The 14,956-nt window shown below is 40.4% G+C and carries 13 protein-coding genes; 3 read left to right on the forward strand and 10 right to left on the reverse strand.

Annotated elements, in window-relative coordinates; genetic code table 11:
* Positions 1 to 59: 59 nt before the first annotated feature.
* The 9 genes from MKY73_RS20395 to MKY73_RS20435 all read right to left on the reverse strand — a co-directional run bounded on the left by MKY73_RS20395 (position 60) and on the right by MKY73_RS20435 (position 11,505).
* A complete protein-coding gene (locus tag MKY73_RS20395) occupies positions 60 to 1,220 on the reverse strand; it encodes a hypothetical protein (protein ID WP_339303209.1) in 1,161 nt (386 codons plus the stop codon).
* Positions 1,221 to 1,284: 64 nt separating this feature from the next.
* Entirely contained in the window at positions 1,285 to 4,752 is a 3,468-nt protein-coding gene (locus MKY73_RS20400; RefSeq protein WP_339303210.1) for a hypothetical protein, read from the reverse strand.
* Positions 4,753 to 4,755: 3 nt separating this feature from the next.
* Entirely contained in the window at positions 4,756 to 5,457 is a 702-nt protein-coding gene (locus tag MKY73_RS20405; RefSeq protein ID WP_339303211.1) for a hypothetical protein, read from the reverse strand.
* A gap of 4 nt (positions 5,458 to 5,461) precedes the next feature.
* Positions 5,462 to 6,034: a hypothetical protein gene (locus MKY73_RS20410; RefSeq protein WP_339303212.1), complete on the reverse strand. Its 573-nt coding sequence runs from the start codon at positions 6,032 to 6,034 to the stop codon at positions 5,462 to 5,464.
* 33 nt (positions 6,035 to 6,067) lie between these two features.
* On the reverse strand, positions 6,068 to 6,688 hold the full coding sequence (locus MKY73_RS20415; RefSeq protein ID WP_339303213.1) for a hypothetical protein: 621 nt from the start codon (positions 6,686 to 6,688) through the stop codon (positions 6,068 to 6,070).
* A 65-nt stretch (positions 6,689 to 6,753) separates the two neighbouring features.
* Entirely contained in the window at positions 6,754 to 7,296 is a 543-nt protein-coding gene (locus MKY73_RS20420; protein WP_339240935.1) for a hypothetical protein, read from the reverse strand.
* Between the two features lie 20 nt (positions 7,297 to 7,316).
* Entirely contained in the window at positions 7,317 to 8,027 is a 711-nt protein-coding gene (locus MKY73_RS20425; protein WP_339303214.1) for a hypothetical protein, read from the reverse strand.
* Positions 8,028 to 8,221: 194 nt separating this feature from the next.
* Positions 8,222 to 8,980 carry a hypothetical protein gene (locus MKY73_RS20430; RefSeq protein ID WP_339303215.1) on the reverse strand — a complete coding sequence of 253 codons (759 nt, stop codon included), beginning with the start codon at positions 8,978 to 8,980 and terminating at the stop codon, positions 8,222 to 8,224.
* Positions 8,977 to 11,505, reverse strand: a complete 2,529-nt coding sequence (locus MKY73_RS20435; RefSeq protein ID WP_339303216.1) for a hypothetical protein — start codon at positions 11,503 to 11,505, stop codon at positions 8,977 to 8,979. Before MKY73_RS20435 ends, MKY73_RS20430 begins: the two co-directional genes overlap by 4 nt.
* Positions 11,506 to 11,966: 461 nt before the next feature.
* On the opposite strand from MKY73_RS20435, the gene MKY73_RS20440 reads away from it, so the two are divergent.
* Complete coding sequence (locus MKY73_RS20440) at positions 11,967 to 12,545, forward strand: hypothetical protein (protein WP_339303217.1); 579 nt, start codon at positions 11,967 to 11,969, stop codon at positions 12,543 to 12,545.
* A 121-nt stretch (positions 12,546 to 12,666) separates the two neighbouring features.
* Here MKY73_RS20440 and MKY73_RS20445 read toward each other — a convergent pair whose 3' ends face one another.
* Positions 12,667 to 13,053, reverse strand: a complete 387-nt coding sequence (locus MKY73_RS20445; RefSeq protein WP_091032639.1) for a DUF423 domain-containing protein — start codon at positions 13,051 to 13,053, stop codon at positions 12,667 to 12,669.
* 330 nt (positions 13,054 to 13,383) lie between these two features.
* Between MKY73_RS20445 and MKY73_RS20450 the strand changes: the two genes are divergently transcribed.
* Both MKY73_RS20450 and MKY73_RS20455 read left to right on the forward strand, forming a co-directional pair.
* On the forward strand, positions 13,384 to 13,854 hold the full coding sequence (locus MKY73_RS20450; RefSeq protein WP_339303218.1) for a hypothetical protein: 471 nt from the start codon (positions 13,384 to 13,386) through the stop codon (positions 13,852 to 13,854).
* Positions 13,855 to 13,959: 105 nt separating this feature from the next.
* Complete coding sequence (locus MKY73_RS20455) at positions 13,960 to 14,808, forward strand: DegV family protein (protein ID WP_339303219.1); 849 nt, start codon at positions 13,960 to 13,962, stop codon at positions 14,806 to 14,808.
* Positions 14,809 to 14,956: the final 148 nt, after the last annotated feature.

The following is a 14,956-nucleotide window of genomic DNA, read 5'->3' on the forward strand; positions in this document are numbered from 1 at the left end:
TTCAAGCATCTCCTTTCAAAATAAAATAGAACACACCATATAGATGTGTTCCTCATAAATTAGCCAAGCGTAATTTTATGTACTCGGCGTTTTGACATGTCAACTGTGTGCTCAAAGGTTTTTCCTGAACCTAACAATACATCATGTGACAAAACATCTACAACTCTTTTAATCTCACTATTAAATGCTATGGTGTCTGTTCCGCATTTTATAAACTGATCCTCAGTAGCACTTTCGGTAATCAGCATTGAAATATTTTTCCCAATATACTCAAAAAGCCGAAATGACCTTAATGTTAAGGGAGTGATTAAAGATGCCATGTCTCTTAATTCATAATGTGTATATGCAACGGAAGCGTTGATAGGGAAAATTTTAATTTCGTTAGCTGTCCAAATTAAACCGCTCTGGTTATTTATTTCATCCCAAACTACACCGTCATTGCTTCCCATAAGTCTAAAAGCTAAAGGAGTTTGATTGGGTGCACTCCAAGCCTGAATTGAGTATGCGCCTAGTTTGTATTTTTTAACAAAAACAGTTCTGAACCATCCTGTTCCTTGCCACGCACTTGTTCCACCTTGTATTGCTCTAAAAGCCGTATCTGAACTGCTTCCCGCACTTAAAGTATAATCACTTGTAACATTTGAATTATTATTAGTAGAAATCGGGATGATCGCTTTATCTGAATAGATAACACCGTTGTCCTTAATTGATCTATATTTTCCATCACCTGATGAAAGTAAGATTTTATTCTCTGGCAACTTCTCCATCATTTTAAGACCAGCTATCTGAAGAAAGGTTCCAGTCACAGATTTTGTAATATCAAATTTATAATATCTACACATCTTAGGGTTATCTATAAAAAATTCAACTTCAATAATAGTAGAAGGAGCACTAACCTTGCTATCCATCATAGTAGATAACAATTCTTCCTCTCCTGAAAATGCCCCAGTGTTACTTCCCTTGATAGTCCACGATTTAGGAAAGTAACCTCCTGCTTTAATAGTGTATTTACCGATCTTTCTCTGCTTCCCTAAATCAATTACGATTACGCCGTTATCTCTTCCAGACACGGAGTTGTCGGGATACCATCCATTTCCAGATGAAGCAAGTATTCGCCAACCTTCAAAGTTGGTAACGAAGGGTGTAGCAGTTATTGACACTCCATTTACAGGGCTTGCCGAAGTGAAAACTGGAAGAACATTATCGCTGTAATTCGTCATATAAACATCTCCTTTCAAGTATAATCTTTATAAAAAGAACAAAAAGAAGTAGAGCTTTTATATTCTACTTCATGCTTACATTACTTATTTCGAAATACTTTATCAAATCGATACTTCCTTTGAATAACTTACCTGAACCTAACGATCCGTCAGCATTAATATTTTGAACAAAATTTTCGTTTTTTCTATCTAAAACAGATAGATTATCCATTCCATCATTGATAAAAGTGTTTTCTGAGGGTAAAGTTGCTGAAATTGTATTCCATCCGATTACTTCGCCTTTCGGTGTTTTTTCAAACATTTTCAACTCTGCAATTACTGTTATTGTTTCATTCCCCTGATTTGCGCTCACGTTAACACGGTAATAAGTGTACACATCTGAGTTGTTAATTCTATACTCTTCTATCGACCCTCTTACCAGTGTTGCATTGTTTATTTGAGTATCTAACACAGACCAATTAATCCCATCATTGCTTCCTTCAAATGTCCATGATTTTGGTGGTTCACCAGTAGCGTAATAGGAGCCATTAGTCCTCATGGCAAGAGAATACTTGTAGATAATTTTCTTGGTCGGGAACTGATATTGTAGCCAACTTACAGGAGTCAGAGAAGCCCATCCATATCGTTCATCTTGTATTCCATTGAATGCTTGGTATGCATCAAAACTTGTACTGTTAATGCTACTTGCACTAGCAATGCCTGATGGAGTGATGTTAGAAGTCATTACTGGAATCGCGTTATCATTCGATTCAATAAATTCTATAGGTACATATTTCTTATAAGACCCCTTGTGATTAATGAACGATCTATCCATTGGAAGAATTTCAACTTCAAGTAATGGTCTGAATCCAGATGTGACATTGGTTAAAGTAGTAGCTACAGTACCATAGCCAGAGATGCTATTTCCTCTTTGCGCTCGATTTGTAGACGTATTACTTGTAGATGAAAGTGAAGCTATACCGATCCAATTCCATACATTGTTGTCGCCAGCAATGATCTTTCCATTTAGTGTTGAGTTAACAATGTACATATCCCACTCGTTATCTTTGTCACTAGAATTAATACCGCCTGTGAGAAGTCTTAGCTTGAAAATATGATTATTGTCTATTTTCTCTGAATAACTTAACTCAAATTTTAATCTTGCCGCATTACTACCCGAGGTTTGTGTGGTCTTCATTATCTTGTAATATCTGTATTCTGCGGGTTGATCAAAATAAAATGTCGCTTGTTCTAAGTTGCTCCAAGTGGATTTTTGGCAACTTTTTATTAGAGTAAAGTCGCTATTATTATCACTTCCGTATACATCAATCACTGAAGCCATATTCGCTCCATAGTAAGCAGTAACTTTTATTTCTCCAAACTTCACTCTTCGCTTGCAGTCTAATATTAAACCTGTACCTGCATAGGAACCCCACCATCCATTTGACGAGAACGCTCTCCAAGGATCTTCATTGGTTAAAGAAGTTCCAATACCAGTTACACTATATACATCTGAAGCTGAAGTTATTTGTGGTGTCTTGTTATACGTCTTAAAAATAGTTGTTGATTCAACCCCAAAAATATAGCCCTCCTTGTTAATTGAATCCCAAGATATAGCATTCTGTATGTTTCTATCAGCCACTAGAAACTTTCTCTTATTCCAGTCCTCAACCATAATCCAATAAAAATCTCCCATTGGAATAGGACTGCCTGAAGAACCTATAAAATCAAAAGTCTCTTCTCCAAGCTTACTAAATACTCCAGCACTATTCCTAGCCGCAATGTAATGACATCTGATTCGCTTGCCAACCTCAAGTTCTGCAATGCTTGTCACTTCATCTGGATGAAACATTCGTCCATCAAGGTCAATGTCTACAGCATCAAGAGAAAATGTTCCACTCAAACTAGTTGTAGAAAGCTTCACTTCATGTAAACCCTTCTCCAAACCTGACACTTCAAAGACCAATATTTGATACTTATTTGCTGGATTGTTGGGATTCCATGTAGAGACTTTTCCATCAATCTCTATGGTCACGTTATCCACTCTATTAGTCCAATACAGATCAATGATCCTCAATTTTGTCCCATAAAAATTAAATTTAATGCTATTTGACGATGCTCCATTAAGTGAAATATAGTGGGCTGTTCCTGCATAAGTATTAGGATCACCTGTAGCCGAAACCCAACCTAATCCTTCATACTTCATAGCTGAACTATTGTCATACCTTTTCCAACCTGCGTCAGGTGTAGTCAATTGAGATCCAATGGGCCTTACGATGTATCCATTTACATCAACATCAACAGCATCAATATGAAAATTTCCTGTTCCACTAACCTTTTTGACTACAACCTCATGACTACCTTCAGATAAATTTGTTTTTTCGAGAACTATCCTTTGAGGTTGATATGAAGAGGAGGTAGTTGATAAATTAATATATTCAACAACTCCATCAATACTAACTTCAACATCCGGATCATATAAGCTTCCGTATTCTGCAACAAGACGAAGCTTCTTTCCTGTAAAAGAAAACTTTATATAATTCCCAATTACATTACTATACATAACAGAACCGCCTTCAAATACACGCCCTGTAGTATTCTCTACCGTTTTCCAATCTGTACCGGAGTGCTCTAAGCTATCCGCATCATACCTTTTCCAACCAATTTCTGGAACTGTTACCTCGGACCCAATATATCTTACTAAGTGTCCATCAGAATCAATATCTATAGCATCTAGACCGAAACCAGCGGCTCCAGCGGTGACCCCCTTGAAATTGAAAATCTTTATAGTGTGCGTCCCGTAAGGTAGACCAATCTTTTCATATACAAGTGTCTGTGCTTGAATTACAGAAGTTCTAGGTGTAAGCGTCTCGATATGGCCATCAATAGAAATAGACACGCTCTGTGCTCTGCTTGTGTTGGTAGATGAAGATATGATCCTTACCTTAGTCCCTACGAAAGAGAAGACAACTTCTCCTACCGTAGATGCATCTGCATTATATGAGCTTTTTCCTTCGTAAGCACCCGTTACCGCATAGTTTCTTTGGGTGAATCCTGTATAGCTGATGGATGATTCGGTATCATCATACCTTTTCCATCCCACATCTGGTGCTGTTAAAACAACTCCAATACTTCTAGTCATATATCCGTCTTCGCCTACATCAATTGCGTCAAGGATTAACGTTTTGCTGTCTACTGTTTTAATTTGAACAACATGTTTGTCTTGGGACAGGTCAATTTTTTCGAAGACTAAAGCCTTCGTTCTTGAAGTTGTTGAATCTTCATTAATTATTCCAAGATTAATTCCATCAATAACAACTTGAGCTGTTGTCGTTCTACCTGAATACAAGCCACCGATAATTCTTATTTTTGTTCCATAGAAAGTAAAACTCATTGTTGATCCACTGGTCGATGTGTACTTTGCACTTCCGTTATAGTTTCCAGCAAGAGTCTCTGTTAACCATGTACCTGTGTAAACAATCATGTCATTCGTATCATCGTATCTCTGCCATCCACTTTCAGGATTATTTAATTGATCTCCTAATACTGCCATTTACTACACCTCCCTATATTCAAATAATGGACGAAAGCCCCAAGTGGCATAAGAACCACCACTTGCAGAGTAGTTTATGTCACTCCACTGCGCTCTGGTATTGCTACCTCTACCAATGCGCTGATTATTGGAAGCAGTTGTAGTCGAATTACCAGCCTTGTCTCTCCATGTGCCATAATTCGGTGTTTCTTTGCACCAGCTATAGTTACTTAGATGATGAAAAACATCGTCTAAACTTTTTCCTGATAATATCTTTGCTACAGGAAAATTAATGAGATACTTATCCCACTCGTTGATTGCGGGAAATGCTCCAAATCCTAAATCAGTGTTCGACTTATTTCCACTTGAGTCTGCATACAATACACCGCCACTTAAAGAGCGAATCGAACCCGATTCAAATGTAACGCCTTCTATCCAATTTTTAGAGTTGAGCTGATCCCATGTGATAGAGTTGAAAATCATTCTATCGGAAATGAGTAATCCCTTGTCTACCTTAATAAAGTAAAACGTTCCACCCACTCCTGCTGTAGTTCCTAAACCGGCTAATGGTATTTCTCCGCTATTCGCAGGAGCGCCAGACCCAAAATTATATACTGTAGTTAGTGCGATAGTACTTCCTCTGACTGCACCACATTTGATATAATCCCCAATCTCCATGTCCTCCACACGCTCTCTCAACTGCCCTGTCGTGGCTGGAACTGCCATAAATTCACCCCTTACTCACTCTGATTCGATCTACTTTTTTAAATTTCGTATTTTCAACCTTCTGACGTAATACCATCCCTGTTGGAGTATCCGATGCTCGTTCCATGTTCAATTGATATGTCTTCTTTAAGCCTAGTGAACCCGCGTCACTTTCAATAAAAGGATTACTGTATTTCCCCTTCTCCTTGAAATCGTCTATGTAGAAATTCGAATATTCTTTCTCAGCAACAATTTCAATTTTCACCTTGGCGTACTTTGCTGGAGATCTAGGAGCAGTCACACCTGCTATGATTTCCTCATACGCACCCCACTCAAAGCCATCCTCAGATGTGCTCCAGTAGATTTTGTATGATGCTCCACCCATTACGTCTACACTTGCAGCTACACCTTTAAATGAAGCGATCTTATCCTGAATCCGAATGGGAGTGGACTCCCAAGATCCTTCAGCTGGATAGATTGAATTCCCGTCTGCGTCTTGGCTCAACACTCTTAATTTCAACTTTTGATCCTCAACTATCGTATCTTGAAAAACACCAATCGATAGATCTATATCCAGTGCAATTTCTTGAATCGCCATACTCTCACCACCTATCTCATGTCAAAATCCAACTCAACGAACATCCCAGTTTATGATCCCTGCATGATTTGCCTTCAGAGGAGCTACGATTTGATCTATGACAAATCCATTTTTACGAATAACCAATTGCCCAGGCAGGTCCTGATTGGAGGTAATTTTAATTTGGAGAAAGGCCGTTTCTTTCAAAGGCAGGGAACAAATACATTGAAAGTTAATCTGCACATCATTCAAATTCATTGTTTTTTTGTATCCGAAGTTAAAACATTCAATCGTATTATTGAAAGCCCCCGAACTCCCAGGGCCTGAGTGCCCACTCATATTAACATCTGAAGAAACATTCTTGAATTGAATGATGTCATTGTATAGAAAGGTCCTGCCCGTTAGCGGGTATTCTTGCTCTTCACATACGTAAGATACAGAGTACCGATCCGCATTAATATGAAACACACCGTTGGCAACATTGTGATACACGTGAGATCCTTGCCCGATCAATCCGAAAGAGACCAACTTTTCCTTGTTAATTGTATAAAAACTGTTTGCCTGTTGTGTCTGCAGATCAAATTCGCTTAAATAAGTACCATCATAGTAATCAGCAATCCATATGTAAGCTTGAGATACAGGTGAGCGCGTATATTGTCTATTACCTAGAATCACAGAACTTCCTCCTTTAAATAAAAAGGACAGGCTGCAATAGCCTGTCCTCATGATTGTTTTCTTTGTTACACGTATCGATAAGAGATACGTTTTTTGAATTGTTGCTTGCCACTTTTTGCATTCAGCGGTACTACACATTGAATGGATAGGGTCACATAGTTACCAGCCGCATCTTGAGGATTTCCATTATTACTCACGCCCAAGATTTCTTTCGGCCCGGGTGCAAATGGTGTTGCATAAGCGGTTCCTGTATGGTCTTTAGTTGTCTTGCCTGTTGTTCCGATGGGTTTAGAGAAATCCTTGCCAATTCGTGAACTTTCTTCTTCCAGGTCTGTCTCCCCCAAGGAGTCAACCTGAACGTGGAACCAGTTATTCTTCACCACTTCTACATCATGAGCCTCTGTGTCACCAGTACCACCAGTCATATCTCGCGTAGTAATCGTGCAATCTTCCATTTTAGATACGTCCGAAGCACCGTTCTTATTGTTCCATACATTGAAGATAAAAATATCACTTTTGCTATCTGCATCAATAACCTTGTAGTCGAACGGTGCACTAATCTCATTACTATGTGTAGCATCCATCCATGAAATAATCGGTTGTGTCATTATAATCCATCTCCTTTGATTTATGTTCTGATTGTTAATTGAATCGTAAGATGTTGTATATTTGAACCTGCTTCGATGATGTTGATTCTGAAAATATCTCCAGCCTCCACTTTTCTCATCTCAAATGTAGCCTTACCATCATCTTGATGTTGAAGTGCCTCAAACTTCAGTGAACTTCCCATCACATCCTGCCAGTGAATGAGATCCTTGGAATGTTCAATTCTGATCTCAGTTGCGGTATCTCCAGAAACCCCACAATAGCCCTTTACATGTACAATCTCGCCATCGAATGGAAAGGGGGCTAAAATTCCCAGTACTTCCGGGTACACCCGTGATTCTTTGCAAAAGACCATAACGCGATCCTGTACTTCCAACGGAATCTCATTTAATTTCAGATGTTCAGCTGTACTCATGAGCCCATCCACATCGGAATTAACCACCTGAAGGTTTTGACCAAATACATCAATCTCTACCCATGTCTTTCCATCGTAACGATATCGTTTGCCATCCTTGTACGTTTGTACCGTCCAGCCTATTTCAGGAGAAGGGTACTGCATACTTAGCTCCTCAAAATTAGCAACTGGACTCTGATAAACAAGTCGAGTCGTTTGATAAGCCTCTTTTGCTTTTCCGGCAGCCTGCATGGCTTCGCTAGCAGCATCCAGTGCCCGCCTGATAGCAAGTTCAATTTCGCCAGATTCCCCAGGCTGCCCTGGGCTACTATGTTTCACTGCTTCTCTAATTAAAGACTCTACGTGTGCTAAAGTTATCCCATTTGACATAATTCACCTACCTAAGCGTTATGTAGCTTTCTTTGTAAGACAGTTTCCAAGTTGATACCTCCCCCTAACTAGGAAACCTGTCTCTGGGGCTTATCATTAAAGAAATTCTTGAACAACCATGCGAAGCATTGCTGTGTCTAGCTTTAGAGAAGTTTTCTAATGGGATTAATGCCGTTTTTTTTACATTCCTTGCAGTATTTCATTCGGTTCGATTTTGCCAGCATCCGTTTTCCGCATACGGTACAATTTTTAATATTCTCTCCTTTCCAGCGGGAGTACTCCAACACAAAGTCATCGAAGCGAACTAACTGGAAGGCAACCTCACCATGCTCCACAGCGAACAAAACCTGTACATTAGTCGAATCTACGCGATTACTTTCTTTGAGATACCCTAACTGAATAAGTTTGTACACTAATAGCCCCTGATCTTTTTTGCTTACTGCCATTTGGGTATCGCCATAGATTTCTTTCCATTGATTATTAATCCAATACGTATCATTTTTATTGATTTGATTGTTGATCTTGCTATAGACCAGTAAAACAAAGGCCAATCTCTCAAGTCGTTTACTTTTGAGTTGTTTGATCTTTTGAAGTTCTTCGTGCATTACTGGTACATGATCAATCTCGATTAGGGTGCTCTTGTTGGCATCCTCCCTTATCTTGATATACTTCTGCGACTGCTTAATGATACGATTGAGGAATGTATCCCACTGGACAGCATTGTAGTCTGGGTAGTATCGGGTCATAAACTGATTTAATAACGCGTACGTATCTTCGACGTTCTTCCCCTTCACAAGCCCATATTTAGCTAAACAAATCAACGTTTTGGTTGGCTTCTTATCCATGATCCCATGTGCAATGGCCTGCTCGGCATGCTGACGTTCATTCAGAATGATTTTCAAGGGCGCTGCTCCTTCACATGCATTTGGGTCATTTTAAAGGTTCTCCCGGCATATTCAATATCGCCGTCCGGGTCTCTAACCGGATAATGGATGATGTGATCATTGCGGAGCAATAGATTGCGAATAATCTGATCTCCCGACACATCCCATACAAATTGCTTCGATTTCTCGGCATTTCGATAACACATGTCCACAATCATATTGCACAGATCTTCTTCATTATTACAGATCTCCAGCGCCTGCTCCTTAAAGCGCGAAACAAACAACTGCCATCGGGCTGATCTTTCTTCCTTCCTCACCTTACTCTTTCGCAAATTGCTCATATAGCTACGTAGTTCTTCGTTATGCATCTGATATAATCGTTGAATCTCTTTATAACGAGCTTGGGAGTATTTTTTGGTACTCATCAATATCGTATGATCAGACGGCCTTGCGGTCTGTTTCAACTTTAACTTGTTGAACTCGTCTTCCACTTGAAGGCATAACCGGTTCATCACGGAAGGTGCTTTAGATACAGGCATTCTCTGTTCATACTGTGCCAGGAACTGTTCCTGATTCGGTGATAGTTCCTTCTTCGAATACAATTCATCAACAGTCAAGCCAAATAACTGCAAACACTTCTGACTCGTTTTTTCTACATAGGTGGTATATTCTTTTTTCTGCTCCGGGTCATTGTATATGAAAAAATAAGGCTTCTTATGCGCTACCATTTTCAAGGCTGACTCATCCGTTACCGCAGCGCGAATATCATACCAGTGTTTCGGCATCTTTTTACATTCAATCCCTTTGGCTTGGTCAATGGCATTTTGCTGATAATGCTGACCACATTGAATTCGGTACATCATTTCCTGATATTCTGCACTATGCTCCTCATAATTGGCTAATACATCGAACATCGAGGTGATTTTATTGGTTGTAAAACCGATCAGATCTCCAAAGCTGTCTTTGTTGGCCTGGATTAGATCCTTCTCATCCGGAATTTTTTGGGCTGAAGTTTTCTGCACACATACAATCGCATCAAGCTCCTGAATTGCTCCAAGAATCGTTGCGTTATCCGTAGTCAAGACTTGATCACTATCCATATCTGCACCATTCAGAGAATGCGTCGTCGTATCCCATGAATTCAAGATCGTGACCGTACTCATATAGCGATACCAATGCTGCATTTCATCTGTATTTTGGAAACGAAGTACCTTGATATTGTTATGACAAGTCATTGGAGCCCTGAAGCAAGCCACCCTGTCCACATGGCGTTCATTCCAATAGCTGGAGTAAAACTCTCCTGAACTCAGCAATCCAGTTAAAGGCATGCCAAATATGCTCTGACACAATGTATAGGGATCGCCAGATATAATGCTGAAATTGCCTTTGACTCTCAGAACCCCGATCTTTGCTTCATTTATTCGCTTACGTATTAAGGTATGAATTTTGCTTCGCACAAAAGGATCATCTATAAGTCGCGGGTCTACCATCAGCCCTTTAATATAATCATCCGGACTATTTCTGTAGTCATTCTCATGAATATGAATCCCTTTGAGAAATAACAGTGCCTTGCGATGGTCTTCACCCAGTACATTCTTAATGGAGTCTACGGTGGGACGAATAAGTTCACCAATTTCGTTATCGTCCAATTGAAGCGACTGAATGAACTGATAGTTTAAATGACGCTCATCCTCTAATTCTTCGGGTGTAACTTTCGTAACGCTGAACGTGTAGCCATAATACCCGCAACATAACAGGTAATCATCAATACTGTTATACGAGCTCCATAGTTTGAGCATCGACGTTGTGAGGATCAGATCTACTTCTCGGATATCCACAGGGTTACCCCAGGCATCGTCCACCATATACTTGCCTGCAACTTGATCTGCAAATTCGTGATAATCAAATGTAAATACCATTCCTTTACAGAAGCTATTGCGAATACAAAATCCACTCGGGATATATGCATGCCCCAGCTCGGTTGCCCATCGTTCACTAAGTGCAGGAGAGATAAGACCGAATCCGTCACTCATGTTCATTTGAATAGACTCATTTTTCCTGCGCTCAATGCGAGGGTACTCTGTCTCGGTATCATCAATCTGAATAATGTCCGCGCCAAATTCGGTTATACAATCATGAACAACCAACACACGTTCAGGATGTGATACAGGCGTGCTTGTACTACAAGCCAGAGCCTTATATGCCTCCAGTTTGGCAGGAACCAGCTCTTTATTGGGATCTCTGCCATTATTCAATCTTTTCTCCAAAAGCGGGTGAATATCCTCACTCACATAGATGACCGTCGAACTTTTGGCCCCACCTGTTGTCGCCAATAGCCGCTTATATTTCTTACCGTTGATGGAGAAAGCTTTCGATGAATTCAGCCGATCGTAGTCTTTATTATTTTCAATGACTACCAGCAAATAATCTTCGGCAAATTTCAGATTATTCAGTTCTTCATGCAGTTTCTTCATTGTTCTTTTATGTTCCGCATTGGTTTTCATGGCCTTTAATTGCTCTATATCCAGCTTGATTCTAGCCATATCTTGTTCCCTCTCCCTGTAGCCTCGAATACGATCTATAAAACGAAACACCTGATGATTTCCAATAGATGCTAATTCGCCATTCACTGACGCTTCTTGATAGGTAAGACAGAGATTATAATCCGCCTTTCTAATTCTCGAAGATGTAACTTTATATACGTACCTCAATCGATCCTGATATGCATTGCCCATTCCCGATTCCCCCTGTTGCTTCCTGTCCTGATTAAATAAATTATAGAGTAGACCCGCGCGACTGACGCAGGTGAACAGGATGATCAGGGGATGAAAAAAGAAGAATATTAGTTCTATTATAGGGAGAAATTAAAGGGCAATCCGGGTCTTGATTCATTTCGAATCGGCATATTTCCGCTTCTCTAGCACTATGATAATTTCATTTTTAATGATATAGTGGAGTGAAGCGTTTTTTTAAGCTGACATATCTTTTAACGGGGCTGGGATGAATGAAAGAAACCTTATCCAATCAAGAGGAAATCGGCTTTTTATTTAATGTCGATATACTTATTAAGAGCCGCTCAAATGCATTGGCACTGCAGTCCCTGTTGGAGTTCATAAACAAAGAGGAACAAATTGCAGACTTTCGGATTCAATCCGGCATAGAGCTAGGCAAAATTATTGAAGTGACACTCCAGTCCAAGAAGGACTCTTTTGTCACACTTCACAATGAACGTAAAAAATCACAAGCCAATGCAGCACAGAAGGCGTCCAGCGCAACACAGACACCTACCTCACCTGCTCCAGCCAAAACACAGAACAAACAAGAAACACCTGCTGATGAGAAAAAGACTACTTCCCAAACATCCAATGTTTCCGATGGAAATTCGTTTGATGCGTGGATTGACACGCTCATTAAAGAGAATCGACTCACCCGTATTGTTGTCAATAACAAGAACGGTAAACATCAGAGCATTCCTTGCCGTATTTTGAATTTTGATCGGGATACTAGTATTGTGAGCATATACCATGTCGATGAAAAACAAGTATATACGTTCCGTACCAATGAAATCGATGAGTTTCTGTAACTAACATCGAATTAAAACAAAAAGCAACTTGCGTTAGAATGTCGGGACATTCTAACGCAAGTTGCTTTTTTAATTCAATGGCTCATGCAGGATTGACACCTGCACAATTCTTTTTGCCCGATCAGGAACGATCCTTACCTCGTTGCCACACATCCAATGCCAATAACAACCATCCGGCAATGAAGGCTACCCCACCAATCGGTGTAATTGCGCCCAGAATCTTGATACCAGAAATGCTAAGCACATACAAACTACCCGAGAACACGATAATCCCGATAAACAACAAACGTGCTGCCCACTTTAGTTTCGTCGATGCCCCAAGCTGACCAGCCGTCAAGCCAATAATGAGCAAGCCCAATGCATGAATCATGTGATATTGCACACCCGTCTCATATGTAGCTATGGCCGCTGGCCCAATCGTATCCTTGAGCATGTGAGCACCAAACGCGCCGATCGCCACCGATAGCATGGTCATTACAGCTCCAAGCATCATCCATCTTCGTTGCATGTAAGTTCTCTCCCTTAATTCAACTGCACTTCACTCCTATTATTGTAGCGAATCCACTCCTCCTTTACCAGTCGGCACGAAGCTTCCAAGATCATATGTCAGTTTGTACTTAACAGCCTTACCTTTACCCTATAAATTGTAGGAAACAAGCGTAAATCCTTGATTTTTATCGTTATTTATGGAAAAGTAAACAGGTATGTCATCGTTGTATTTTAAGTACAAGTTCAAAAAGATTGTTTTCAGTACCGTGAAGATGGGAACAAGCTAATAATTACTCATCAATTAGGTTAATAACACTCATAAGATGTTTAAGGGAGGCAAGTTACAATTATGGATAATCGCGATTCCTATAATTCAGGTTATAACAATACGGATCAGAACCCTGGCCATGCAGATCCATACAATAACAACAGTTATGATCCATACCCACCAGATCATGAGAGACAACCGATTGTACCACTGAAACATTCCGGACCTGGTATCGCTAGCTTTGTCATAGGATTGGTTGCGATCTTGGGTTACATTCTGATATTCTTTATTGCCGCCATGGCTATCAACGAGTCCATCGGAGTTCTCACCCCGTTGCAGGCAGAAGAGATCGCCTTGCATCCAGCAGTGATTCTGGCATCATTAGCTATTCTAGTAGGCCTGATTCTCAATCTGGCTGGTGGCATCCTCGGAATTATTGGTCTTGTCATCAAGAATCGAAAGAAAGTTTTTGCCATAATCGGAACCATATTAAATGGAATCATAATTCTGTTATTCGTTGCACTTATTTTGGTAGGCATGAACATGATGTAACGGTTTGCATCAGCGGCATGTTTCCTTATAATTAAAATGAATGGGTCTACACATAAGTATAATCTATATTTTTTGCCAAAATCATTGTTTTCAAAGGAGATTGACATGTCACGAATCAAAATTTTTGCGGACAGCACAAGTGATCTGGCTCCAGAATGGATCCAGCAGCACGATATCGGCATTATCCCCTTATATGTGGTGTTCGGTGATGAATCACTGAAAGATGGTGCTGAGATCAAGCCTGAACAGCTATATGAACGTGTCAGCCAAGATGGGCGTCTTCCTAAAACGGCTGCACCTTCCCCCGCTGATTTCATGACGGCATTTCAACCTTACATAGATCAAGGGGATGAGATTCTATATATCAGCTTATCTTCTGAACTTTCCTCTACCTATCAAAATGCACGATTAGCGAGTTCCGAGTTCCCCGAAGGTCGAATTTCGGTTATTGACTCACAAAATCTCTCATCAGGAATTGCGCTGATGGTGATGAAAGCTGTATATGCTGCCGATCAAGGACAAAACCTGACTCAGATTACACACCTGATTGAGGCGATGAAACCAAATGTACGCACCGAATTTGTCATCGATACCCTGGAGTATCTACATAAAGGCGGACGCTGTTCGGGCATGCAGAACCTGATTGGCAGCCTGCTCAAGATTCGCCCTGTCATCAGGGTAACGGATGGTAAGATGGCACCTGCCTATAAAGTGCGCGGTAAACGGGAGAAAGCGCTGGAACAAATGCTAAATAATACACTTAGCCAGAAGGATCAGATCGATCCAGATCTGCTGATCGTTGTGCACACCATGGCCGAAGAGGATGCGTTGGACTTGCAGAAATCTTTGCAGGAACAGACGGGGGCCCGGGTGGAACTAACCACGGCTGGGTGTGTAATATGCAGTCACTGCGGCCCGAAAACAATTGGAATCATCTATAACACTGTTTTATAGTATTACACGCACCATCGTATCGTATTATCCAATCCTTTCTTCTGGATCTGTATATGGTTACATCCACTACTTGGACTGGGCATACGATATATATGATATAACCAAAAAGGGCATTCCGAGCTTAATCACTCAGGATGCCCTTTAATAT

It is taken from the genome of Paenibacillus sp. FSL R5-0519 (assembly GCF_037974275.1).
Lineage (GTDB): Bacteria > Bacillota > Bacilli > Paenibacillales > Paenibacillaceae > Paenibacillus.

Excerpts from the sequence above, each read along its gene's own strand:
- MKY73_RS20420 (WP_339240935.1), bottom strand. The coding sequence starts at position 7,296 with ATGACACAACCGATTATTTCATGGATGGATGCTACACATAGTAATGAG.
- MKY73_RS20400 (WP_339303210.1), bottom strand. The coding sequence starts at position 4,752 with ATGGCAGTATTAGGAGATCAATTAAATAATCCTGAAAGTGGATGGCAG.
- MKY73_RS20445 (WP_091032639.1), bottom strand. The coding sequence starts at position 13,053 with ATGCAACGAAGATGGATGATGCTTGGAGCTGTAATGACCATGCTATCG.
- MKY73_RS20405 (WP_339303211.1), bottom strand. The coding sequence starts at position 5,457 with ATGGCAGTTCCAGCCACGACAGGGCAGTTGAGAGAGCGTGTGGAGGAC.
- MKY73_RS20435 (WP_339303216.1), bottom strand. The coding sequence starts at position 11,505 with ATGGCTAGAATCAAGCTGGATATAGAGCAATTAAAGGCCATGAAAACC.
- MKY73_RS20450 (WP_339303218.1), top strand. The coding sequence starts at position 13,384 with ATGGATAATCGCGATTCCTATAATTCAGGTTATAACAATACGGATCAG.
- MKY73_RS20395 (WP_339303209.1), bottom strand. The coding sequence starts at position 1,220 with ATGACGAATTACAGCGATAATGTTCTTCCAGTTTTCACTTCGGCAAGC.
- MKY73_RS20410 (WP_339303212.1), bottom strand. The coding sequence starts at position 6,034 with ATGGCGATTCAAGAAATTGCACTGGATATAGATCTATCGATTGGTGTT.
- MKY73_RS20455 (WP_339303219.1), top strand. The coding sequence starts at position 13,960 with ATGTCACGAATCAAAATTTTTGCGGACAGCACAAGTGATCTGGCTCCA.
- MKY73_RS20440 (WP_339303217.1), top strand. The coding sequence starts at position 11,967 with ATGAAAGAAACCTTATCCAATCAAGAGGAAATCGGCTTTTTATTTAAT.